The 20,668-nt window shown below is 65.6% G+C and carries 20 protein-coding genes, 1 tRNA gene and 1 other RNA gene; 7 read left to right on the forward strand and 15 right to left on the reverse strand.

Annotation, left to right across the window (positions count from 1 at the left end):
• Positions 1 to 65: 65 nt before the first annotated feature.
• Positions 66 to 136 (forward strand) — tRNA-Gly (locus H7827_RS13840).
• Positions 137 to 201: 65 nt separating this feature from the next.
• Here the strand turns inward: H7827_RS13840 and H7827_RS13845 are convergent.
• The 13 genes from H7827_RS13845 to H7827_RS13905 all read right to left on the reverse strand — a co-directional run bounded on the left by H7827_RS13845 (position 202) and on the right by H7827_RS13905 (position 8,434).
• Positions 202 to 1,401 carry a tyrosine-type recombinase/integrase gene (locus H7827_RS13845; RefSeq protein WP_432745388.1) on the reverse strand — a complete coding sequence of 400 codons (1,200 nt, stop codon included), beginning with the start codon at positions 1,399 to 1,401 and terminating at the stop codon, positions 202 to 204.
• Complete coding sequence (locus tag H7827_RS13850; RefSeq protein WP_432745390.1) at positions 1,401 to 1,607, reverse strand: excisionase family DNA-binding protein; 207 nt, start codon at positions 1,605 to 1,607, stop codon at positions 1,401 to 1,403. Before H7827_RS13850 ends, H7827_RS13845 begins: the two co-directional genes overlap by 1 nt.
• Positions 1,608 to 1,609: 2 nt before the next feature.
• A complete protein-coding gene (repSA, locus tag H7827_RS13855) occupies positions 1,610 to 2,992 on the reverse strand; it encodes a replication initiator protein RepSA (protein WP_432745392.1) in 1,383 nt (460 codons plus the stop codon).
• On the reverse strand, positions 2,989 to 3,699 hold the full coding sequence (locus tag H7827_RS13860) for a DNA methylase (RefSeq protein WP_432745394.1): 711 nt from the start codon (positions 3,697 to 3,699) through the stop codon (positions 2,989 to 2,991). Before H7827_RS13860 ends, repSA begins: the two co-directional genes overlap by 4 nt.
• A 163-nt stretch (positions 3,700 to 3,862) precedes the next feature.
• Entirely contained in the window at positions 3,863 to 4,036 is a 174-nt protein-coding gene (locus tag H7827_RS13865; protein ID WP_432745396.1) for a hypothetical protein, read from the reverse strand.
• Positions 4,037 to 4,130: 94 nt separating this feature from the next.
• Positions 4,131 to 4,673, reverse strand: a complete 543-nt coding sequence (locus H7827_RS13870) for a GGDEF domain-containing protein (protein ID WP_432745398.1) — start codon at positions 4,671 to 4,673, stop codon at positions 4,131 to 4,133.
• 93 nt (positions 4,674 to 4,766) lie between these two features.
• On the reverse strand, positions 4,767 to 5,012 hold the full coding sequence (locus H7827_RS13875; RefSeq protein ID WP_432745400.1) for a hypothetical protein: 246 nt from the start codon (positions 5,010 to 5,012) through the stop codon (positions 4,767 to 4,769).
• Positions 5,013 to 5,035: 23 nt separating this feature from the next.
• The gene (locus H7827_RS13880; RefSeq protein WP_432745402.1) at positions 5,036 to 5,419 is read right to left on the reverse strand and encodes a hypothetical protein; all 384 of its coding nucleotides are present in this window, start codon (positions 5,417 to 5,419) and stop codon (positions 5,036 to 5,038) included.
• A 23-nt stretch (positions 5,420 to 5,442) separates the two neighbouring features.
• Positions 5,443 to 5,637 (reverse strand): mobile element transfer protein, encoded by a 195-nt coding sequence (locus H7827_RS13885; protein WP_432745404.1) that lies wholly within the window; start codon positions 5,635 to 5,637, stop codon positions 5,443 to 5,445.
• Between the two features lie 11 nt (positions 5,638 to 5,648).
• Positions 5,649 to 6,383 (reverse strand): hypothetical protein, encoded by a 735-nt coding sequence (locus H7827_RS13890; RefSeq protein WP_432745406.1) that lies wholly within the window; start codon positions 6,381 to 6,383, stop codon positions 5,649 to 5,651.
• 17 nt (positions 6,384 to 6,400) lie between these two features.
• Positions 6,401 to 6,468: hammerhead ribozyme type II (locus H7827_RS13895), an RNA gene on the reverse strand.
• Between the two features lie 279 nt (positions 6,469 to 6,747).
• Complete coding sequence (locus tag H7827_RS13900) at positions 6,748 to 8,103, reverse strand: FtsK/SpoIIIE domain-containing protein (RefSeq protein WP_432745408.1); 1,356 nt, start codon at positions 8,101 to 8,103, stop codon at positions 6,748 to 6,750.
• Position 8,104: 1 nt separating this feature from the next.
• The gene (locus H7827_RS13905) at positions 8,105 to 8,434 is read right to left on the reverse strand and encodes a hypothetical protein (RefSeq protein WP_432745410.1); all 330 of its coding nucleotides are present in this window, start codon (positions 8,432 to 8,434) and stop codon (positions 8,105 to 8,107) included.
• Positions 8,435 to 8,557: 123 nt separating this feature from the next.
• Between H7827_RS13905 and H7827_RS13910 the strand changes: the two genes are divergently transcribed.
• Together H7827_RS13910 and H7827_RS13915 are read left to right on the forward strand one after the other, a co-directional pair.
• On the forward strand, positions 8,558 to 9,349 hold the full coding sequence (locus H7827_RS13910) for a GntR family transcriptional regulator (protein ID WP_432745412.1): 792 nt from the start codon (positions 8,558 to 8,560) through the stop codon (positions 9,347 to 9,349).
• Positions 9,342 to 9,869: a GNAT family N-acetyltransferase gene (locus H7827_RS13915; RefSeq protein WP_432745414.1), complete on the forward strand. Its 528-nt coding sequence runs from the start codon at positions 9,342 to 9,344 to the stop codon at positions 9,867 to 9,869. The genes H7827_RS13910 and H7827_RS13915 overlap by 8 nt, the downstream gene beginning before the upstream one ends.
• 1,669 nt (positions 9,870 to 11,538) lie before the next feature.
• On the opposite strand, the gene H7827_RS13920 is transcribed toward H7827_RS13915, so the two are convergent.
• Positions 11,539 to 11,838: a hypothetical protein gene (locus tag H7827_RS13920; RefSeq protein WP_432745416.1), complete on the reverse strand. Its 300-nt coding sequence runs from the start codon at positions 11,836 to 11,838 to the stop codon at positions 11,539 to 11,541.
• A 444-nt stretch (positions 11,839 to 12,282) separates the two neighbouring features.
• On the opposite strand from H7827_RS13920, the gene H7827_RS13925 reads away from it, so the two are divergent.
• Positions 12,283 to 12,585: a hypothetical protein gene (locus tag H7827_RS13925; protein ID WP_432745418.1), complete on the forward strand. Its 303-nt coding sequence runs from the start codon at positions 12,283 to 12,285 to the stop codon at positions 12,583 to 12,585.
• A gap of 1,665 nt (positions 12,586 to 14,250) precedes the next feature.
• A complete protein-coding gene (locus H7827_RS13930) occupies positions 14,251 to 14,787 on the forward strand; it encodes a hypothetical protein (RefSeq protein ID WP_432745420.1) in 537 nt (178 codons plus the stop codon).
• A gap of 318 nt (positions 14,788 to 15,105) precedes the next feature.
• Here H7827_RS13930 and H7827_RS13935 read toward each other — a convergent pair whose 3' ends face one another.
• Complete coding sequence (locus H7827_RS13935) at positions 15,106 to 16,572, reverse strand: non-reducing end alpha-L-arabinofuranosidase family hydrolase (protein ID WP_432745422.1); 1,467 nt, start codon at positions 16,570 to 16,572, stop codon at positions 15,106 to 15,108.
• Positions 16,573 to 17,701: 1,129 nt separating this feature from the next.
• Here H7827_RS13935 and H7827_RS13940 point away from each other — a divergent pair.
• Positions 17,702 to 19,123, forward strand: coding sequence for an endo-1,4-beta-xylanase (locus H7827_RS13940; RefSeq protein ID WP_432745424.1), 1,422 nt, complete (start codon positions 17,702 to 17,704; stop codon positions 19,121 to 19,123).
• Positions 19,124 to 19,154: 31 nt separating this feature from the next.
• Positions 19,155 to 20,546, forward strand: coding sequence for an RICIN domain-containing protein (locus tag H7827_RS13945; protein WP_432745426.1), 1,392 nt, complete (start codon positions 19,155 to 19,157; stop codon positions 20,544 to 20,546).
• Positions 20,547 to 20,668 lie beyond the last annotated feature (122 nt).

The following is a 20,668-nucleotide window of genomic DNA, read 5'->3' on the forward strand; positions in this document are numbered from 1 at the left end:
AAGGGATCCCTCCGACACCCGTCCCCAGCCACTCCCAGGATGCGCTAAACTAGCTCCAGCTCCCGGCGGGCGTAGTTTAATGGTAGAACATGAGCTTCCCAAGCTCAGAGCGCGAGTTCGATTCTCGTCGCCCGCTCTTGCAACGAAGGCCCAGGTCAGGGACACACTCCCCGAACTGGGCCTTCGTCGTGTTCGAATCCGCTAAGGCTTCCGCACCAGAAGCGCACCAGAAGCCCTCGCCCGAGCCGCCCGCACACTGGCATCGATACCGGCGGCGACCTCCCTCTGTCGCTCAACCTCGGAGTGCTGATAGATCATGGCTGCCTTCTCCGAGGACTGACCGGCGCGAACCATGGTGTCCTTAAGGGTCGCCCCGCTGCGGGTCGAGACGTTGTGGCCGGTGTGTCGGGTGTCGTAGTACCGGAACCCCTTCGGCAGCCCGGCGACGACCAGGGCCCGACGCCACTTCCGCCCAAAGGTCGAACGCCGGAACGGCGCACCACGCTCCCCCACGAACAACAGCCCGTCCGGGCCCTCCTGCGCGTACCAATCGAGGTGCCGACGAAGGTCCTTCTCCAGGAACGCGGGCAGCACGATGAACCGCTTCCCCGCCTTCGACTTCGGATCGCCGACCACCCGCTCACCAGTGCTCAACTCCGGCGCGGCCCGACGCACCCACACACCCAACAGCGGTGCATCACCAGGTTCGTCATCCGGCCCGAACAACTCCGCGGCTTCCTCGGCGTTCATCGCCACATCCGAGCGCCGCAGCTCCGCCAGCTCCTCAGGACGCATCGGCCCGTACGTGCCCAGGAGAACGAACAGCCGCCAGCGCGGCCCCATGGCATCCGCCATGGCGTCGATCTGGGCCACGGTGGCGGTCGGCCGCTCCTTCGGGGATTCCTTCCCCGCGCCCTTGATCCGGCACGGGTTCCGGCGGATCAACTCGTCCTCGGTAGCGGTCTCCAGGATGGCCTTCAACAGCCGATAGGACTTGGCAACCGTCGTTGCCCCGGTGGCCTTCTTCCGCTCCGTACGCCAAGCACGGACCTTCGGCGCGGTGATCTGATCCAGATCTTGATTTCCGAAGGTCGGCAGGAGGTGCAGCCGCAGCAGCCGCCGGTACAACTCATCCGTAGTCGGCGAGATCTCCCGATCCTCCACCCACTCAGCCGCGTAGTCACCGAAGTTCACCGCGCCGGCGTTCGGGTCCCGCCAGTCGCCACGACTAAGGTCGGCCTCAACCTGCGACAGCCAGATTTCCGCGTCGGTCTTAGTCGCAAACGTCCCCGGGGAACGGTGTTCTTGACCATCGGTTCCCAGGTAGCTGGCAGTCCATCGCCCCGAGCGGTACTGGCGGACGGCCCCGAACCGCCGACGGGAGCCCTTGTTGTTTCCCATCAAACAGCCCTCCTGTACCGAGAACGGCGGCGAACAGGCTCCACCGTGTTGGTCGTGATGAAGGTGTTCACCGCGCTTTCCGGGATGCGCACATGGCGACCGACCTTGACGAAGGTGATCCGTCGTTCGGCGATCAACCGTCGAGGAAATCGGGCAGTCGTGCCGAGCACCGCAGCAACCTCGTCCACGGACAGCAGTCGTTCCATGGTCACCAGTCCCCCTCTGAGTCGAGTTCGGCTCGCAGTTCACGTGCGGTTCGCCGGCTGTCGCGGATGCTGGTGGCGATGGATTCGGCGAGCCAGGATTCACCGGGGCTGTGACCCTGTCCGGCGTAGGTCCAGTCGGCGAGGACGAGCGTGGTTTCCTGATTGGGTTCGGGGTGGCCGTGTTCGTGGGCTTGCTGGCGTGAGCGGTAGTCAGCGCGTGCCTGCCGGAGGGCGCCCAGGGTGGTCGAGTAGGACCGGCTCTTGGTGGAGAAGTGGCCCCGGAAGCCGAGCATGTGAGCCCAGGCCCATAGCCGGCGGGCGGGGTAGTGGGGGTCGAGGTCTTTGCAGGCAGTGATGATGCGGCGGGTGTGGTCGGGCAAGTCGTGGCGGTCGAGTTCGCCCAGTTCCCCGATCCGGCGGTCAAGCGTCCCGGTTGTCTCGGCTGCTTTGGTGGCGTACTTGGCGAGGTAGGAGGCCACCGCCTGTTCTGTGAGTTCCTCCCCTTCGTCTGTGCCGATGGGGCGCACGTCCACTTGGGTGCCCCAGCGCAGGACACGAGCCGAGTAGCCCGGAGCGGCCGGAATGGTGATCGAGGTGTAGGCGTGGACCGTGGCGGCGCGGATGGAGTCGGTGAGGAGCTGGACCGTTGCCCATGTCGGCGGGGCAGTGTCGGGGCCGTCCGGGCCGTCGATGCGGATGATGGCGTGGAAGTGGATCGCTCCCCGGCGCTGGAACTCGGCGACCTTGCCAAAGGACACCCGGGCGACTTCCCGCATGGCGGTCTGGGTGAGTCCGGCGCGGGCGGCGATCTCTCGGCGGAGGCGGTTGGTGAAGCGCCGCCACAGGTCCCCGGCGTGGTTGTTGAACAGCACAGCGCCGGCGTAGTCGTATCCGTCCGGATCGATCGGCGTCCCCAGCACGGGCGAGGTATCGGCGTGGTGGGTGCCGCAGCGGCACGGCCGGTTTCCGGGCCGGTTGTGGACGGCCCCGAAGGACGGGGCGGTCAGCGTGGCGAACACCTTCGGATGCGCGCGTACCGAGGTGGGGACGTTCTTGCGTTCGTCTCCGGTGAGCCCGGCCCGGATGAGGTGGAAGGTGTCCCCGGCGTAGGTGTAGGCGCAGGAGGGGCAGCGGGAGGCGCGGCGGTTGCCGCAGGCGATGCGCAGGCGTCCCCCGGGTTCAGCAGCGGTCGAGTACTCGTGGAGGACGGTTCCGGTTGCGCGGTCGGTGGTGGTGGTCCAGCCGCGCAGGTGGATGGGTTGGGCGCATCCTCCGGTGCGGCGGATCTGGTCTTTCCAGCGGTCGAACCCGGGGGACCCGGCCACCCTCAATGCGTCGCCGAGGGTGATCGGGTCCGGGACCGCCGTGGGGGCGGTGTGGGTCACGCGAAGACCTCCTGTCGGGAGGTGCGGAACGCGGTGCCGATCCACTTGGTGTAGGCCGGGGGGATCGCTTCGGTGAGTTCGTCGTGCACATCGGTCCAGGTGATGCCCATGGCGGACTGCATCTCGGCGACGGTGGCCTTACCTCCGCCAGAGCCGTAGGCAGCCACATAGGGACCGTCGTGGAAGACACCATGGCGCCAGCCGCGTACAGGACCCCGGTGCTTGGGGTGTGCCGGCTTGAGGGTTGCCCACCGACCGAGTTCGAAGTTGCGGTGTCGCACGACGCCGAGGCCGAACATCTCGCCGCACAAGGTGATGTCCTTGCGGATCTCCGCGCGACCGTTCGGCTGTTCCATGACGTACGGAAGGCCGGTCAGGTCGAGCAGAGTGCGGGTGGCGGCGACGAGGTCTTCATGGGTGCCACCCCAACCCCGGGACCGATTCGTGCCGACGGTGAGGGCACATCCTGCCTGGCAGGGAGGTGAGGCATGTACAAGGCAGTACCGCGCGATGTCGCCGGTGTCGATCAGCCGGCGGAGGTATTCGAGAGCATCACCTCGGTGGTACGGGAAGGGGTAGCGAGGGCGTTCGGCGATGTCGCAGCCGTCAACGGCGTAGCCGGCCAGGTGATACCCCCAGCCCGCTCCCCCCGAGCAGGAGAAGAGATCCAGAACCCGAGGAATGGAGGAGATAGGAAGGAAGGTCATCGCTGTGCCTCCTTCGCCGGGTGTGCTTCCAGCCAGGCTTCGGCGCACGTCTTGTGGACGGGCTTGCCCTTGTCGGAGCGCAGAGGAGTCAGGCCACCGCACAGAACACACGGCTTGTCTCCGGAGTGGTCGAAGTGGGAGGGGTGACCCCAGTCGAGGAACTTCACCGGGTCACCGCCGTGCGGGAGGTCCGGGCAGCGGCGGTGGTGCAGGGGCAGGCAACGGTGATGGTCTCGCGGGTGCCGTCCGGGAGGCGGTTGCCAGTGGTGATGACAACGGTGTTGAAGCCGGCGCAGTTCGAGCAAACGGCAGACAGCGTGGAGTGGGTCTGAGGCATGATGGATTTCCTTCTCGGATCGGTTTCGGTTCGTGGAGGGAGGGCCCCCGGGGCAGCGGATGCTTGGCGGTATCGGGCTGCCCCGGAGGGTCGGTCAGTGGCGGTTTCGGCTGCTGTGGCCCTTGGCCGCGTACATGGATGCGTCGGCGGCGGCGAGGGCATCGGTAAGGGTGGGTACGGGGAGATCGGCGACGGCACAGGTGCCAATCGAGGCAGCCAGTGGCAGGAGAAGATCCCCGTACGGGACCGGGGTGTGCAGGGCACTGGTGAGCGAGGTCAGCCCGGGGGTGCGGTTCAGATCGGTGAGCACGGCAACGAACTCGTCTCCGCCCAGGCGTCCGGCGATCCCGTGCTGTCCGCACCAGGCCGAGAGCCGGAAGGCGGCGGCGGTCAGTGCGGCGTCGCCGGCCGGGTGTCCGTAGTGGTCGTTCAGGAGCTTGAAGCCGTCGAGATCAACAAGCAGGACGAGAGCGGCGGGGCGGCGGACGAGGCGTTCAGCGCGGGCAGTCCAGCCGGCGCGGGTGTGGAGCCCAGTCAGCGGGTCACGGCGGGCGGAGTTCAGCCGGTGGGTGAGTACGGAGCTGTGCAGGGCCCAGCCGGCGAGCGGAACGGCGGCGGCGAGTGCGGGTAAGTCCATCGGGAGTGTTCCTTTCGGCGATCTCGGAATGGGAGGGAGGGCCCCCCGGGGCAGCGGATGCTTGGCGGTATCGGTGCCGCCCCGGAGGGTCGGTCAGCGACGGCGATTGCGACGCGGCCGGGGGATGGCGGGAACCTCGTCGTACGAGCGCTGGCCGGCTTCGAACGAGGAACGGTCGGTGTCGGTGAGGTTGGCGCTGTCGGCGCCGAGCTGACGCGTGATGCGATTCACGGTCTTACGGTCACGGTGACGGCGGGCGATTGCGAATTCGCGGCCGAGTTCCACCATCTCCGAATTGGTCGCCGGGGGTTCATTCTTCTTGCGGCCGAAGAAGCTCATCGGGATTCTTCCTTTCTTCGTGTTCAGCGGAGGAACTTACGCGGAGCGGGGGCGTTCGGGCTCTGCTGCTGATCCTTGGACATCGACTTGATGGACATGGCGACCAGCGCCATGGCGAAAGCGACCATCGCGAGGGCGCCGGCCACAATGGCAACGGTCAGCAGGAGCGAAGTCAGGATCACGCCGATAGTGACAGTGAGGAATACCCCGCCGAGGACAACCACGACCACACCACCCGTGGAGATGTGTATCTGCGGCCGGGCCGATACCGGGGCGGGGAAGGGGTCATGCTGGCAGCCGCAGATCTGCGCGGACTGCACCGGGACCGGAACCGCCTCAGGATTCTGCGAGAATTCAGGCTGAATGTGGGTCAGGTGGCCAATGTGCTGGTGATCGTTGAAGTGCATGGGATTCACTTCCTTGAAGGGATTCAGCGGACTGAGCAGCGGTGGTCTTGTGCGGCGAGTTCGGCGGCTTCCTGAGTGGCGAAGTTCGCGGACCAGCCACAGTCATCGTTCGTGCACGCGGCTACAACGCCATTGCGGCCAGTGCGACTGTCACGAGCGATTCCGATCGATACAGGTCCGGTACGGCGCAGGCGACGAATACGGGACATGATCAACATCCTTTCGAGATTCAGGTGATTTGAGCGGCGATAGAGTCGGCCATGGAAGCCGGAATGTTCAGTTGGGCCCGCAGGGTTTCGGCATCCATGGAGAGACCCGTATTCGCTTTGTGCGTGTCGGCCATCCGTTGGGCGTGAGCGACCAGGGCCGGCGGCACGGCGACAGCGGGAGCAGGAGCCGGCTTGGGAGCCTCCACGGTGGCGATCTCAGCGACCCGGGGAACCTCGGTGACCGCTTCGGGTTCCGGGTCAGCGTCGGGTTCGCGGTCGAGGGTGACCACCTCCCGGGCCGGGGGCGCCGGGGCAGGTCCGGGGGCCGTGTGGCCGGCGATGACGCGGGCCATGGCACGGCGATAGACCGGCGCCACTTCAGACAGCAGCAGAAGCAGCGTGGGGGCGATCAGATGGACTGCCACCCCGATAACGTCTCCGCGTTGCACGTAGTACCAGGTGTTGAGGAAGACACAGGCTGCCCCGGTGAACCAGCGGAACGCGGCCGGCCAGGCACCCAGATCAGTAACGTCATGGCGGGCAAGAACGGCGTCCGCCTGGAGACTCATCACAAAGGCCAGATCGACCATGAGTGCCAGAACGATCCCGCCAAGCTCCCAGCGGGAATAGCCCTCAACGAATGCGGCAGCCGTAGTCAGCGAGTACGACACCACCCCGGCCGTCAGCAGCCAGGTGCCGGCGGTCAGAATGCCATTCGTACGGCGAAGAGCCCTGATATCAACGGTCGAATTCATCGGTAACACCTCCTTTTCTTGGCCTGTCACCTCAGTACGGGTAGGCCAACTCCCGCAGACACCCCACAGCGGGGGTGTTTCGACTCACTGATTCGGAACGATCCCGGTGCCGCCGCAGGTAATGCACCAGCCGAGTTGCTGACCTACCTCGCGGCGCTGGCTCTTCTTTCGTCCGACGAGAACCGGGTAAGTCGTCTGTCCCTTGTCCTGACACTCCGGGCACGACTTGTCAGGTTTCTCTGTTGCAGCTTTTCGGGAAGTCATCGCGATCAACCTTCCTGGCACTGGGAGCCTAATTTCGGCATGGCGGAGGTAGGGACCCGGTGTGAATTACCTGTCACACCAACGGTGTTGCGGGATTTCGTCAGGCCGCTTCGGTGACGTTCGGCACGGCAGCCTTGGCGAGGGAGACGCCGGCTACGGCGGGGCGCCAGCGGGCCAGTTCAGGAATGTCCGGGGTGAGGTGTGCGTGTTCGTTGCAGACGTTCGCAGCGTCGCGCATGGAGGACAGCGGGGTGCGGATCTGAACCCATCCGCCGGAGGCGTTAGCGGCTATCGCCGTGCCGGGGCGGTCGGGTGAGATCTGCATGGCCGCGGTCACGGCGCCGGGGGCGATGTCGCCGAAGGCCATCTTCGCCGAGCCTTCATCGTTGACTCGGTGGGAGACCCGGCCAGTGAGCTGTGCCCGCAGCGTGGTGATGCCCTTGCCGAGGTCGGCACCGAACCGCTGGCCGCAGACCTCCAGATAGATACCGGCGGCCCGGCCGAGCTGACCCAGCCGGACGAGGGCGGTCACGATCTGATCGCGTTGCTTCTCATCCTCTTTCGACGCGACCAACGACAGCTCCGCGACCTCATCCACCACGAGGATCACCGGAACGGGCCGCTTGTCCTCAGGCAGACCCCAGATGTCGGAGGTGATGTCAGCGTCGGGGATGTCGGCGCTGATGCGCTGTTCACTGCGGATGGTCTGATAGATGCCGGCCATGCGATCGAGCAGGGCGTTCAGCAGATCCAGGGCGTCATCCGGGTTGTCCACCAGCGCGGAGAACCGGCGGGCGAGCGGCGCCTGTTCGACACCTTGCTTACAGTCAATGCCCACCAGGGCCACCTTCGGGAGCTTGGCAAGCTCCATCACGAGCCGCCGCTGGTAGACCGACTTCCCCGACTGCGTCGCGCCCAGGTTCAGGGCGTGGGGAACCTGCCGGTAGTCCCGGTAGAAGACCGAGCCATCCTCGCTCAGCGCCATCGGAATCCGCAGGCCCTCAGCCGGCTTCACCCGCGGCATCTGCACCCGCCGCAGCACGTCATAGCCGGTCATCCGTAGTTCGATCAGACCCGCGCGGATCTCCCGCGTGGTCACCTGCTGCATCCCGAACGAGTGCCGCAGACGATCGGCGGCGGCAGAGAAGTCGAAGGCATCCTGCCCCGGGCGGAGCTTCACCCGAAGGACAAGCCCGGTGCGGGTAATCCGGATCCGTCCCAGCTTCGGAACCCGGGGAGCCGGCACCGCCTGCTTCGTCATCCGGGCCACCGTCATCCGAAGACGAGTCGGAGCAACCACGAGCTGGCAGGCTTCCATGACCGACCCGAACCGGGCCCGGACCTTCACCGAAGCGATCACACCGCCGCAGCCCAGCCAGTACCAGGCCGGCCGGCGCCACCGCAGTAAGCCCACCCCGCCAGCGACCGCGATAGCCGAGGTCAACAGGACACCCATCTCAGCCCACCCGGGTGATCGCCATCGCGCGGAACGCGATCCCGTGACGCTTCTGACCGTTGAACTCGTTCTCCCAGTCCCGCGCCCGCAGAGCGGTAACCGCCACCGGGATACCCGGAGTCAGGTCATCGGAGATCCCCGTCTCCGGGACGCTCACCTGGTACAGGTCACCCTGACCCTCATCCGAGACCAGCAGGCCCACGGTCATCATCTTGGCGCCGGTCTCGGCATCCACCGCGACCTCACCCGTCTTCTTGTTCACCATCTTCGGAGCCGGCGCCGTCGCGACGAATACAACAGCGGTCGAAAGATCGATCTTGAACGATGCCATGGCAGACATACCCCTTCACGGGCCGAGTGTTCACTGGCTTGAGCCAGTGGTGGCTTAAGCCAGTAGAGCATCCCGTCCGGAAGTCGTCAAGCCAGTGGCTTGAGCCAGTTGTAAGCTGGAGTCATGGAGGAGTCAGGAGACAGACACGAGCTGCCGAGCCGGCGCATCGCCGAGGAGTTCAGGCGCGCGATCGCGGCGGGAGAGATCAAGCCGGGGGACAAGCTTCCCTCGGAGCGCAAGATTGCGGAGAAGTACGAGACTGCCCGGAACACCGCGCGGGAAGCTATTCGTCTTCTTGCTGAGCAAGGGCTTGTCACCGCCAAGCAAGGAAAGGGTGTCTTCGTTCGCGAGGAACAAAAGCTCTTCCGGTTCGGCGGCGATCGCTACTCGATGAAGAATCGAGCCACGGGGCTAACTCCGTTCCGGCTCGAATGCAAGAAGCAAGGAAAGACGCCACGCATTGAGGTCGAAAGTATTGCCCGAGAGAAGCCGCCGCAAGATGTCGCGGAGCGACTGAAGGTGCAATCCGACGAACAAAGCGTCTTGCATCGCGAGAACCACTATTTTGCCGACGATGAACCAGTGCAGATTGTCTCAACTTATTTGCGCTGGGAAGAGGCAAAAGGAACTCTTTTGATGGAAGAGAAGACCGGGCCCAATGGTATTTATGGTCGGCTGGAAGAACTTGGCCATGTCATGACCTCTGGACGAGACGAGGTCACCGCCCGGATGCCTGGGGCCGATGAAACGGCTGTGCTTCAGCTACCTCCCGGCGTACCAGTGCTCGAAGTGTTGCACACCAGCTTTGACCAGGCAGAAGAGCCCTTTGAAGTGACACGCTATGTACATCGCGCAGACCGGACAGGGCTTCTCTACGACTTCCCGGTTGAGCAACTTGAGGAGACTAGTGCTTGACACCGAAAGCCACAACGGGGTCACTGTCCGGCCACGCAGGGAGGAGGACCTCAACGAAGCTGCGAGGATTCTCGTCACCGTGCACGAAGCGGATGGATATCCGGTGGAAGGCGTCGACCGGCCGGAGCAGTGGCTCAACGCGCCGGGGATGATTTCTGCCTGGGTAGCGGAGCTAGACGGTCACATCGTTGGGCATGTGGCGGTCGGTTCGGCAACAACGGAAGAAGTGCAAGGCATTCTGCATGAGCGGCGAATGCCTGCAGATAATCCCGCCTTCTTGATGCGCCTATTTGTCTCACCTGATGCCAGGCGCCGCTCAATCGGAGAAAGGCTTGTGGCAGCAGCTGTCGATTTCGCCAAGGAGCAGGGACTATCTCTTCTTCTTGATGTTATGGCGAAGGATGAGGCCGCCATACGGCTCTATGAGCGTCTTGGGTGGCAGCAGATCGGTGAAAGCTCGCACTCGTTCGGGGATGACGAGGCTGTCCCGGCGTTTTGGTACTTGGCTCCAGGGAGGTAGGGCCCGGTACAAGTTTCTCTACTTCATCAAGGTCCCTTCGGGCCCGGGGTGGGGTGGGGGTCCGCGCCGGTGGGGGTGCCCGGGGTGTGTGGTCTTCCTGAACCAGTCGCCGGCGGGGTGGGGTGGGGTGGCGGTTGGTGGTCCGGGTGCTCCGGTGTCTGTGCGCAGGGCTTCCGGGTCTGGGGATTGTTGCGCTGGCCGCCGCTGGGTCTTCTCGCCGCGGGGGAGGCTCTCCCGGGTTGAGGGTGTTCGGCCCCTTGCGGGGTGTGGGGTGTTGGGCACGCGCCTTCGCTTGTTTGCGGAGATGGGCGTCAATGGCCCCATCAGCCACCGCTACGGATCACACCAACGGCCGGCCAATGCCGGCCACTGGGCTCCCGGGCCCACCGGCCCGCCTCCTGTCTTCGCCCCGGCGGCCGGCGGCCCGGGGCCCCGCGCCACAAACACGCACAGGATGATCCGTTTCACGCTTTGACCAGCCACACAACCGCGCACAGCAGGACAACGGCCACACCAGCACCCCCGAGGGCAGGGCACCACACCACCACCAGCCACCCCGAACAAGGTCCCCGAGGACTTCCAAGCACACACCCGAACAGGCCAGGCGCAGGACAAGAGGCAGCGGGAACCAGAGCCGACAGCCCCAGGGCGAGAACCAGAACGGACCAGGGAAAGCGGGAGGAAGGGGGCGGAGTGGTGAGTGGTGACCGGGGAGGAAGCGTGCGGGTGAGAACAAGCCTCCGGCGGGGGCGCTCAGGCTCCGGGATGGCAGGGGGCACGTTCGCGGGTGCGGGAGCATCGTGGCGCGCGAGAGGGCTTCCACCCCACCTGCCATCGACCCAGGCAAGCCGAGCAGCCACGGCCCAAGGCGTCAAGGTCGTTCGTACAGTGGCGCGCTCCACCTTGACGCCTTGAACCGCGCCCGCTCCACATACGTGTGGGTCGAAGGCAGACGGGATGGAAGCCACGGGGAAGCTGACTGGCGAGAGAAGGCCGCCGGCCGGGTGCAGGACCGATCCGCAGCCAGGGCAAGGGCGCCATCTCTCACTCGTGCCCACAGCGGCCCTCAATGCTAATGGCCAGGTCCGCCGCTCAGAGCCACAGAGACCAAACGCCAGCCACTGTACTCAGTAGAAGACCTCCGCCAGCAAGCCAAGCGGGCCCACGAAGGTCGTCCATCGCCTGTTTAAGGATCAGCCTCTGTGTCCACTCGCCGGCAAAGGTCGCTCGACCCACATTGAACATGGGAGCACGTATTGCGTACATGGCCTCGGACTGCTCTTCGCCACTCGCGTACGTGCCCTGGGGCGCCTGGATCACAACATCGATAGCATCAAGGTCCCTGACGAGCTTGTGATAGTCACTGCGTATGGATAGCCATCCCCAAATCACAGCGACGATTGGCATGACCCCACCAGCGATGGCCAGGGCTGTGAGTAGCACTCTCATGGCCAAACCCTAGATCGCATCAGCAGCCCCGTCCGAGAATCAGTCGAACCTCTCCAGGAAGCATGTTCTCGGGCCGTCTGTGGACCGCACGACGGCAACCAGTACCAACCAACTTTGACAACCAGCGCTCACGTAACCGCAGGCCAAACAGTTGGCGGACTCCATAGTGGCAAGTCACCTCAGGCGGAGCGCCACTTCTTCGGCTACTGGCAAAGGTCTGTCAGACGGTTGACCCCCCACCTTCACGCAGGCGACGAGCCGCCCACTCAAGGGCGTCAGCGAGTACCGCCACCTCGGCGTCCCCCCCAACGCGGATGGTGATCTTGTTCGCCCGGTCGCTGTGCTCCCGCTCGATGGAAGCGTTGATGTTCGTGGAGCCGAGGTCCTCGAAGCTGACAACAGCCCAGCCTCCGTGACCGGTATCGCCTCCTTGGGGTCCTGACCCCATCGCCTGCACCTTGAGCGAGCAGAAGTCCTCGAAGGTCTTGGTGTAGCGAAAAGCTTCCTCAGCACGAGTCATGCCCACAGAATACGGCTGTCTGGGTTGCACCAGAAGCGCACCAGATGCAGCGGTGAACCACGGTCAGTACAGGACTTCACATGGACCATTGAGAGGCTCGTCCGGACTGCGTTTGTGCAGGTGGAAGAGCATGTTCGGACGTATTAGCACAGGGATTCCCAAGCTCAGAGCGCGAGTTCGATTCTCGTCGCCCGCTCCAGTATTTAAGGACCAGCTCAGGGACATGATCCCCACCCTGGGCCTTCGTCGCGTTCGAATCCGTTGAGGCTGCCGCACCACCTCCGCACCACCTTCCCGCTTCTTCGCCGCTTCGGCACGCCCTCTTCCATGCGGCCGCGTCGAGCTTCCCTGCCACAGGCGCAGCGATGCGATTCAAGGGTCCAGACAGAGAGGCGTTCCGACAGACCAGAAGGCGTTGTCAGAGGGTGTCGATACCTTCCTGGCATGAAGGTCATCTACAAAATCACGTACCCCAACGGGAAGATCTACATAGGCTCAGATCGAACAGACAGTCGACTCACATACTTCGGAAGCCCTTCGACGGACCTCCTTGATCGTGACTTCGACCGCGCCGATCTCCTGGACTTCAGCATCCGCAAGCAGATTCTCTGGCAATCCGAAACCGCGACCACCAATGAAGTCCTTCGACGCGAGAACGAACTCATCGTTGAGCACGGCGCGAACGACCCAGCTCGCGGATACAACCAACGGCCCCGCCCTCGACCCACGATCACAACCCATCCATGACACACGTCGACAGGGCGCGAGAGCATTCCCCGTACGTCTGGCGCCGCGTCCGGTTGACATCTAGATGGGTCCCTCAAGGTCTGGAGGCGGTCGAACCGGCGCTATGGGTGCCCGATAGAGCGGGCAACCGGTGCCAGTCCCGGGCTTCCGAATCACCTTGGTATGACCCGCCGAGCCCAATCTGGGACTTCGTGTTGTCGCGGCTTCTCGCACTCCGGCGGACTGGGTCAGCTTCCATCAGCCGGGTCACCCCAGTACCAGGGCACAGCCGGTGGTTGCCATGGCTCTCCGTCGGGCCGGTCAAGGACAGGCGGGTCAGCGTGTCCGGGAGGGGGACTTCCGTCGATGACTGCTTCCAGCGAGTGCTGTACATAACGTAGGTAGTTCCTCACATCTTGTATCTGCCGCACTCGATCGCCGGACCCCACACTTCGCCATCCGACGTCATAGGCAATGCGCACCAGTTCGCGGTAGCGCTCGCGGGTGCTCCGGTCACTGATTCCGTAGAGGTCGGTGATCATGCCCCTCCGGACAGATTCCATGGCCTTGCGGCAGTGATCGCGAGCGTGCCGGCTCAAGTAGGGCGTCTCGGCCGACACGTCGGGTAGCGACGGGAGCCATGCGTACAGATCGGCCAGTCGTTCGAGAAGTGTGCGGGCCGCGTCGACGGATCGAGCCCTGTCCTGGCTCCTCTGGTCAAGCCGCAACGTAGCTTCGTGTCCGGCGGCGGCGAGAGACGCCTGCGCCGTAATCGATCTGTTCGTCTGCCAGCGCGCCACCAACACGGTGATCACTCCGCCGGTCACAGTGCCCACCAGCGCGCCCAGTGACTGTGTGGCGATGTCGGTTAAGGAGCTCATACTCCATTTCTGCACCACAGTGCAGGAGCTAAATACCGCGCCCGCGACTGCCGAAGGAACTCGTAGCGGCCTCTCCCCCTCAAGGACGGTGGTCAACCGTCTCGTCTTGAGCTCTACGGGCAAGTTGAACGTGCCCGATGCGTGCCCGATGGAGCGGTGAACCGGGGGCAATGGCAGTCCTTCAGGGCATCTCAAAGCGCTCCGCCGAGCTGGCATTCGTGCAGGTCAGAGTGTTGATCCGCGCCGTCCTGGTCGGTGATTCCCAAGCTCAGAGCGCGAGTTCGATTCTCGTCGCCCGCTCCACGACAAAGCTCCAGGTCAGTGATCTGGAGCTTGTTTGTTGTCCAGACCCGTCTTCTCCATCGATCGGGCCAGCGCGCATCATGGCCTTTTCGCGCGTACCGCAGGACTCGGTCACAAAGGCATTGCCGGTGTGCCGGCGGTCGTAGAAACGGAAGTCGGGCGGCGGCCCCGCCGTGTCCCGGACCTTGCGCCACGTCCGGCCGGAGGGCGGAGCGGCACAGGATGCACCGCGCCGGGTTCCTTTGACGGCGAACCGGTCGAGGTGACGCCACGCGTCGGCGCACAGGAAACGTGGCTGCTTCGAAGGTGATGCCGCCGGTCACCCGTTGGCCGGCGATCAGTTCGGCGCCGCCGAGCGCTCGTCGGGGAGCGGGGGGGGGGACATCAGACACCGGCGGGAACCGTTCTGAAGCCGGGGCCGCCGCCGTTTCGGAAGGGGCTGCCCGGCGTAGACTCGCTGGTGCGCTGTCGAGTGCCATGACGAACCCGGGGGACACCGTTCGTGCACGACTACGATGAGCCGGCCTGGAAGCCACTCCCCGTCCGACCGGCCGCACTGCGCTGGCTGCTGCTTCTCCCCCTGACCCTGGTGTTCCTGCCACTGTGGTGGATGGTGTGGCTCTGCCTCGCGATCTGCTTCTACGGCATAGCCATGGTGGTCCAGCTGATCGTCTACGTGCTGCCACGTGCCGAGAACGGCGCGACACGGTTGCTGGACGCCACGCTGGGCCGGGTGCCGTTCATCCCGCGCTGGTGCGTGACACCGGTGGCGCTGGTGCGGGAGGGCGACACAGCGTACTACCGGGCACGAGTGGACCGGCGCATCAACAAGAGGACCCGGCTGGTGGGAACCTCCCACGGGTACGTCCACCGCGACCTGGAACTCGGAGTGCACTACTACCGAGGCGCGGGCGCCGGTTACGTCCTGCGCGTCGCCTCGGAACAGGGCTGGAACCTCCACCCCGTACTGCGCTCGCATCCCCGGCGCCGACTCCGACTGCGCCACAGCGGTCGGCCGCAACCGGACTTCAGAAACTGACCGGTCCGGTACGCCTTCACCAGCGGGAACCAAGCGGGGTACGCGGTCGGCCCACCGACGCCTGATCGTCGGCCCGTGCCGCCACATGGAGCCCTTGGGCGCCGGGACAGCCGCGTTCACAGCTCGTGTGTGACCGCCGGAGACCGCCGGTAGCCATTGCGCGACACACAGAATGCGTGGTGCGCACCACGTATCCGCAGCGCATACCAGTGCGTCCAGCGGCATGAGTCCTGACGTTGTCGCGTGACCCGGCGGGCTCGGCGGAAGGCCGAGCCCGCCACGTCGGCTCCATGTCAGAGCCGGAGTCGTGTCACGCCGTCAGCGCTGCAGTGTCAGCAGGCCTGGCCGGTAGGGGAGGAGACCGTAGTCACCGCCGGAGTTGGGGCTGCGCCCCTGGTAGAGGAGCTGCAGATTGCAGGGGTCAATGGTCATGGTCTGATCGGCGCTCGTGCGGAGCAGTTCGCCGTGGCTGATGTCGTTCGTCCAGGTGGCGCCGCTGTTGGCCTTGCCGGCGAAGGGGTTGTTCTCGGTCGCGGCCTGGGGTGTCCACGAGCCGTTCAGGCTGGTGGCCGTGAACGAGCGGAAGTAGCGGCCCTGCGAGCCGATCGCCTCGACGATCATGAGGTAGCGGTTCTCGCCCTGAAGCTTGTAGACCTGCGGGCCTTCGAACAGGTTGTTCGTCGTATCGCTCATGATCACGGTCGAGGTCGAGCCGAAGCTGCTCGGGAAGTTCCCGATCGGCATACTGGCCCGGTAGATCCTGCCGTTGTCGCCGGCGAAGAACAGGTACATGTTCGTGTCGTCAGCGATGAGTGTCTGGTCGATGGGACCGGTCTGGGAGTCGGAGATTCTTCCGGAGAAGAGCTCCTGCTCGGCTGACCAGCCGTTCGGGTTGGTGGGGTCGCTTGAGGTCCGGTAGGAGAAGGAGGTCCTGCCCCATTGGTAGGCGAGCACCCAGATGTTCTTCGGCGCGAAGTAGAAGAGCGTGGGCGCGACAGTGGAAGCTGACATCGTGTTCTGGCTGGCCGAGGCCATCTGCGACCAGTTGCCGAACAGGCTGAAGTTCATCGAACCCCAGCGCGTCCCTGTGTCGTGCGTCGTCGCGTAGACGAGGTGCTGGCCGTTGTAGGGGGCGACGGTGAAGTCCTTGAGCGAGACCCACCCAGACTTGGGCTGCGCCAGCGCGCCCGTTGATGTCCAGCGGTATGTCGATGGCAGAGCGCACGGGCTGGGGTTGCCGCCGCCGACCTTGACGAGCTGCCACTGCTGATTGGCGCCGTTCCAGTCGTCGTACTGGACGATGTTCGCGCTGTCGGCGGTGGAGGCGCCCTGTACTTCGAGGGCCTTGCCGCTGTGGCGCGAAATGAACCTCACGTAGCCGTCAGAGCTGTCGGCCACCCGCCACTGCTGGTTGGTGGCGTTCAGGTCGGTCCACTGGACGATCGAGCCGCCGTTCTGGGTGGACCAGTTGTGGATGTCCAGGACCTTGCCGGAGTGGCGGGATTTGATGCGGTAGTTGCCGTTGCCGGAGTCGACGAACTGCCACTGCTGCTGGGCCTGGTCGTTCCTGGTCCACTGGGTGATGCGGGCGCCATCGCCGGTCGCCTGGTTGTAGACGTCCAGGGCCTTGCCGCTGTTGCGGTTGACCAGCACGTACGAGGCGTTGGGGTCGATGGTCGCCGCGCTGGCGGGCTGGGCACCGAGGAAGGTGGCCACGAGCAGCAAGGGCGCAAGGACGGCGAGCAGGCGTCTCCGGCGGAGCGGGGACGGACGGCGAAGCCACATAAGGGGCATCCCTTTCTGGGGTCGGGGGTGGGGTGACCCGAATGAACCGCAACGGCCGCCCCGGGGGGTCAGGGACAGGGGAGGTGCGAAAGCGGCCGCGTGTGCCGAAGAGTTGGTGCGCCGGGCGCTCAGCCGGAGCGCTTCGCCGTGGACGGAGACGAGAGATACCTCCAGCCTTCAGCCGTCCCAGCTGACGACCCGTTGTGACAGCCGCCGCCGGGGGGCCGTCACACCAGCGGATCCACTGTGCGTCCGGTGGGTGTCGGCCCTGGAGACCTCCGGGGCGGAAGCGTCAAGCATCGAAAACTTACGAAACTTCACGGACTCCTTGGCGCCACAAGGTAGGAACATGTGACCGCTCGGTCAAGACCTGTCACCCATCTGTCCACAAACAGCGCCTCTCCTTCGCGCTTGAGGGGGCACCACCGACCCCGGCCGGCACTCGGCCTCGCGCGACCGGCCGGCACATGGACCTGTCACCTCAGGGGCCGCTTGACCTCGCCGACCTGCTGTTTCGCCCCCTTCGTCGGGGCCCGTGCCAACGGCCCCCACCGACGGCAGCCCCGGGGGTCCGGCCGTCCCCGTCGAGCTCGACAGGCTTCCGGAAATTTTCGGTCGAGATGCGGAACATTCCGCGAGGATGATTGACGAGCCACCGTCAATCCCTCAATCTCGCTGACTGAGAAGACAGTTGCCGTTCGAACTCCGAACAGTCCGCCCCGAGCAATCTGTGGTGCACAGCAGAGCCGCGCACCACAGCACCCGCGCCACCCCGTTTCCGATCCGGTGAGGTTCACGCCAGCGCATCCTGGCTCTTCGCACCATGGGAGAGGTAAGCGACGCCGCGTGGCGGTCCGCCGGTTGAGCCGCCATGGAGTACCCCCATGCCTGTGTCGCAACCCCGCCACGGCCCCGCGTCCGGTACGCGCGGCCGTGGTCGTCCACGACGGCCCGGCGTCGTCGCCGCTCATCGTCCCCGCCGAATCCGCTGCCCTTCGGCGCGCCCATGGTGTCCGGTCATCCCGTAATGCCCGGGTTCCGGCCCGCCTCGTCCGCCCGCCGCGTGGGGGCGGACGACGCCTCCGCCGCACTTCAGCCCTTCCGTGACGTCTACCCAGGAGGCACAGTCATGGGCTCGTACGCCATATCCCCACCCACCGCCCGCCGGAAGTTCCGCGGTCTACTGATAGCGCTGGTCGTCGGCGTCCTCGGGGTGGTCGGTTCACTGGCCAACCCGCCGAGAGCACACGCCGCCGAGAGCACGCTCGGCGCCGCGGCGGCGCAAAGCGATCGTTACTTCGGCGTCGCCATCGCCTCGGGCAGGTTGAACGACTCGGTGTACACGAGTATCGCGAACCGCGAGTTCAACTCGGTGACGGCCGAGAACGAGATGAAGATCGATGCCACCCAACCCCAGCGGGGACAGTTCAACTTCACCGCCGGTGACCGCGTCTACAACTGGGCGGTGCAGAACGGCAAGCAGGTGCGCGGCCACACCCTGGCCTGGCACTCCCAGCAGCCCGGCTGGATGCAGAGCCTCAACGGCAGCGAGCTGCGCCGGGCGATGAACGACCACATCACCGGCGTGATGACCCACTACCGCGGCAAGATCGTCGAGTGGGACGTCGTGAACGAAGCCTTCGCCGACGGCGGTTCGGGAGCCCGGCGCGACTCCAACCTACAGCGCAGCGGCAACGACTGGATCGAGGTCGCCTTCCGCACCGCGCGCGCCGCCGACCCGGCCGCCAAGCTCTGCTACAACGACTACAACGTCGAGAACTGGAACTCGGCCAAAACGCAGGCCATGTACGCCATGGTCCGGGACTTCAAGCAGCGCGGCGTGCCGATCGACTGTGTCGGCTTCCAGGCGCACTTCAACGATGGCAACCCCTACAACAGCAACTTCCGTACCACCCTGCAGAGTTTCGCCGCGCTCGGCGTCGACGTGTCCGTCACCGAACTCGACATCCAGGGCGCCTCGCCCACGACCTTCGCCAACGTGACCAATGACTGCCTGGCGGTCGCGCGCTGCGTCGGCATCACCGTCTGGGGTGTGCGCGACAGCGACTCCTGGCGATCGCAGCACACGCCGCTGCTGTTCAACAACAACGGCAGCAAGAAGCCCGCCTACGACGCTGTCCTCAACGCGCTCAACGGTGGCTCGTCCACGCCCATTCCGGGTGGGCAGATCAGGGGCGTCGGTTCGCAGCGGTGCCTGGACCTGCCCAACTCCAGCACCACCGACGGCACCCAGGTCCAGCTGTGGGACTGCCACGGCGGCACCAACCAGCAGTGGACGCGCACCGCCGACGGCGAGTTCAGGGTCTACGGCAACAAGTGCCTGGACGCCGGCGGCACGGGCAACGGCGCCAGAGTCCAGATCTACAGCTGCTGGGGCGGCGACAATCAGAAATGGCGCGTGAACTCCGACGGCTCCATCGTCGGCGTCCAGTCCGGCCTCTGCCTCGACGCCACAGGCTCCGGCAACGGCGCCCTGCTCCAGCTCTACTCCTGCTGGAACGGCGGCAACCAGCACTGGACCGTCACCTGATGGGGCCCGTCGCTGACACAGGAGTGAATCGATGAAGATCTATGGTGCGGCTCGCTCCGCCCGCCCACACGGATCCCGATGGTGGTCCCGGATCACCGCCGTGCTGGCGACGGTGCTCGCGACCGGTCTTCTCACCTCGGTGATCACCACGCCCGCCCAGGGGCTGTCAGCGTCCGCCGAGGCCGCGGCGGTGGAAACAGACGCCTGGTACGTCCTGGTCAATCGCAACAGCGGCAAGGCACTGGACGTCGCGGGCGCCTCGACCACCGACGGCGCCGCGCTCCAGCAGTGGACGCGCCACGACGGAACCAACCAGCAGTGGCGGTTCGTGGACGCCGGCAACGGCTTCTACCGGCTCAAGGCCCGGCATTCGGACAAGGTTCTCGACGTCGCGGGCGCCTCGACCACCGACGGCGCCGCGGTCCAGCAGTGGGCCGACCACAACGGGGCCAACCAGCAGTTCCGGCTGGCCGACTCCGACGCGGACCACGTCCGGCTGATCAACCGCGGCAGCGGCAAGGCGGTAGAGGTGCGGGACGCCTCCACCGCCGACGGCGGCAGCATCATCCAGTACGCCGACTGGGGCGGCACCAACCAGCAATGGCGAATGATCAAGCTGTCGTCCGGTGGCGAGGGCGGATGCGGCAGCTCCCCGGGGCTGACGAGCGGCACGCACACGATCCAGAGCGGCGGCAAGAGCCGCAGCTTCATCCTCAGAGTCCCTGCCAACTACGACAACAACCGTCCCTACCGGCTGATCTTCGCATTCCACTGGCGAGGCGGAACCGCCCAGGACGTCGCCTCCGGCGGAACCAGCGGGAACGCCTGGTCCTACTACGGCCAGCAGGAACAGTCGAACAACACCGCGATCCTCGTCGCCCCCCAGGGCCTCGACAACGGCTGGGCCAATGCGGGCGGTGAGGACATCACCTTCGTCGACGACATGATCCGGCGCGTCGAGTCCGGCCTCTGTGTCAACCCGGCACAGCGTTTCGCCACGGGATTCAGCTGGGGCGGCGGCATGAGCTACGCACTCGCCTGCGCCCGGGCGAACGACTTCAGGGCCGTCGCGGTCATCGCCGGCGCCCAGATCAGCGGGTGCAGCGGCGGCAACCAGCCCATCGCGTACTTCGGCATCCACGGCATCAGCGACTCCGTTCTCAACATCGCGCAAGGACGGTCCCTGCGCGACAGGTTCGTCAGCAACAACGGCTGCACTTCCCAGAGCCCGCGCGAGCCCGCGCCGGGCAGCCGAACGCACATCACCACCACGTACTCCAACTGCCGTGCCGGGTACCCGGTCCAGTGGGCCGCGTTCGACGGAGGCCACATCCCCGGTCCGGTCGACGGCTCCCCCAACGAAAGCGGCGTCACCACCTGGACCAAGGGAGAGATCTGGAGGTTCTTCGCACAGTTCGAGTGACACACCCGCGTAAGGTTTGGCGGGCTGCGCGGGCCTGTGGCCCGGTGAGCCGTGCCCGATGCGTGCCCGTCAGGGCGGTCGTTCACGGTCAGCGGCGGTTCTCCGTGGCCTGCCGGACTGTC

The sequence above is a fragment of the Streptomyces sp. JH002 genome, assembly GCF_050916115.1.
GTDB classification, from domain to species: Bacteria; Actinomycetota; Actinomycetes; order Streptomycetales; family Streptomycetaceae; genus Streptomyces; species Streptomyces xiamenensis.

Bases quoted from the DNA above. Each gene is read 5' to 3' on its own strand.
- H7827_RS13905 (WP_432745410.1), bottom strand. From the start codon at position 8,434: ATGGCATCGTTCAAGATCGATCTTTCGACCGCTGTTGTATTCGTCGCG.
- H7827_RS13860 (WP_432745394.1), bottom strand. From the start codon at position 3,699: ATGACCTTCCTTCCTATCTCCTCCATTCCTCGGGTTCTGGATCTCTTC.
- H7827_RS13845 (WP_432745388.1), bottom strand. From the start codon at position 1,401: ATGGGAAACAACAAGGGCTCCCGTCGGCGGTTCGGGGCCGTCCGCCAG.
- H7827_RS13865 (WP_432745396.1), bottom strand. From the start codon at position 4,036: ATGCCTCAGACCCACTCCACGCTGTCTGCCGTTTGCTCGAACTGCGCC.
- H7827_RS13900 (WP_432745408.1), bottom strand. From the start codon at position 8,103: ATGGGTGTCCTGTTGACCTCGGCTATCGCGGTCGCTGGCGGGGTGGGC.
- H7827_RS13890 (WP_432745406.1), bottom strand. From the start codon at position 6,383: ATGAATTCGACCGTTGATATCAGGGCTCTTCGCCGTACGAATGGCATT.
- H7827_RS13875 (WP_432745400.1), bottom strand. From the start codon at position 5,012: ATGAGCTTCTTCGGCCGCAAGAAGAATGAACCCCCGGCGACCAATTCG.
- H7827_RS13940 (WP_432745424.1), top strand. From the start codon at position 17,702: ATGGGCTCGTACGCCATATCCCCACCCACCGCCCGCCGGAAGTTCCGC.
- H7827_RS13925 (WP_432745418.1), top strand. From the start codon at position 12,283: ATGAAGGTCATCTACAAAATCACGTACCCCAACGGGAAGATCTACATA.
- H7827_RS13870 (WP_432745398.1), bottom strand. From the start codon at position 4,673: ATGGACTTACCCGCACTCGCCGCCGCCGTTCCGCTCGCCGGCTGGGCC.
- H7827_RS13920 (WP_432745416.1), bottom strand. From the start codon at position 11,838: ATGACTCGTGCTGAGGAAGCTTTTCGCTACACCAAGACCTTCGAGGAC.
- H7827_RS13885 (WP_432745404.1), bottom strand. From the start codon at position 5,637: ATGTTGATCATGTCCCGTATTCGTCGCCTGCGCCGTACCGGACCTGTA.
- H7827_RS13945 (WP_432745426.1), top strand. From the start codon at position 19,155: ATGAAGATCTATGGTGCGGCTCGCTCCGCCCGCCCACACGGATCCCGA.
- H7827_RS13880 (WP_432745402.1), bottom strand. From the start codon at position 5,419: ATGCACTTCAACGATCACCAGCACATTGGCCACCTGACCCACATTCAG.
- H7827_RS13850 (WP_432745390.1), bottom strand. From the start codon at position 1,607: ATGGAACGACTGCTGTCCGTGGACGAGGTTGCTGCGGTGCTCGGCACG.
- H7827_RS13910 (WP_432745412.1), top strand. From the start codon at position 8,558: ATGGAGGAGTCAGGAGACAGACACGAGCTGCCGAGCCGGCGCATCGCC.
- H7827_RS13935 (WP_432745422.1), bottom strand. From the start codon at position 16,572: ATGTGGCTTCGCCGTCCGTCCCCGCTCCGCCGGAGACGCCTGCTCGCC.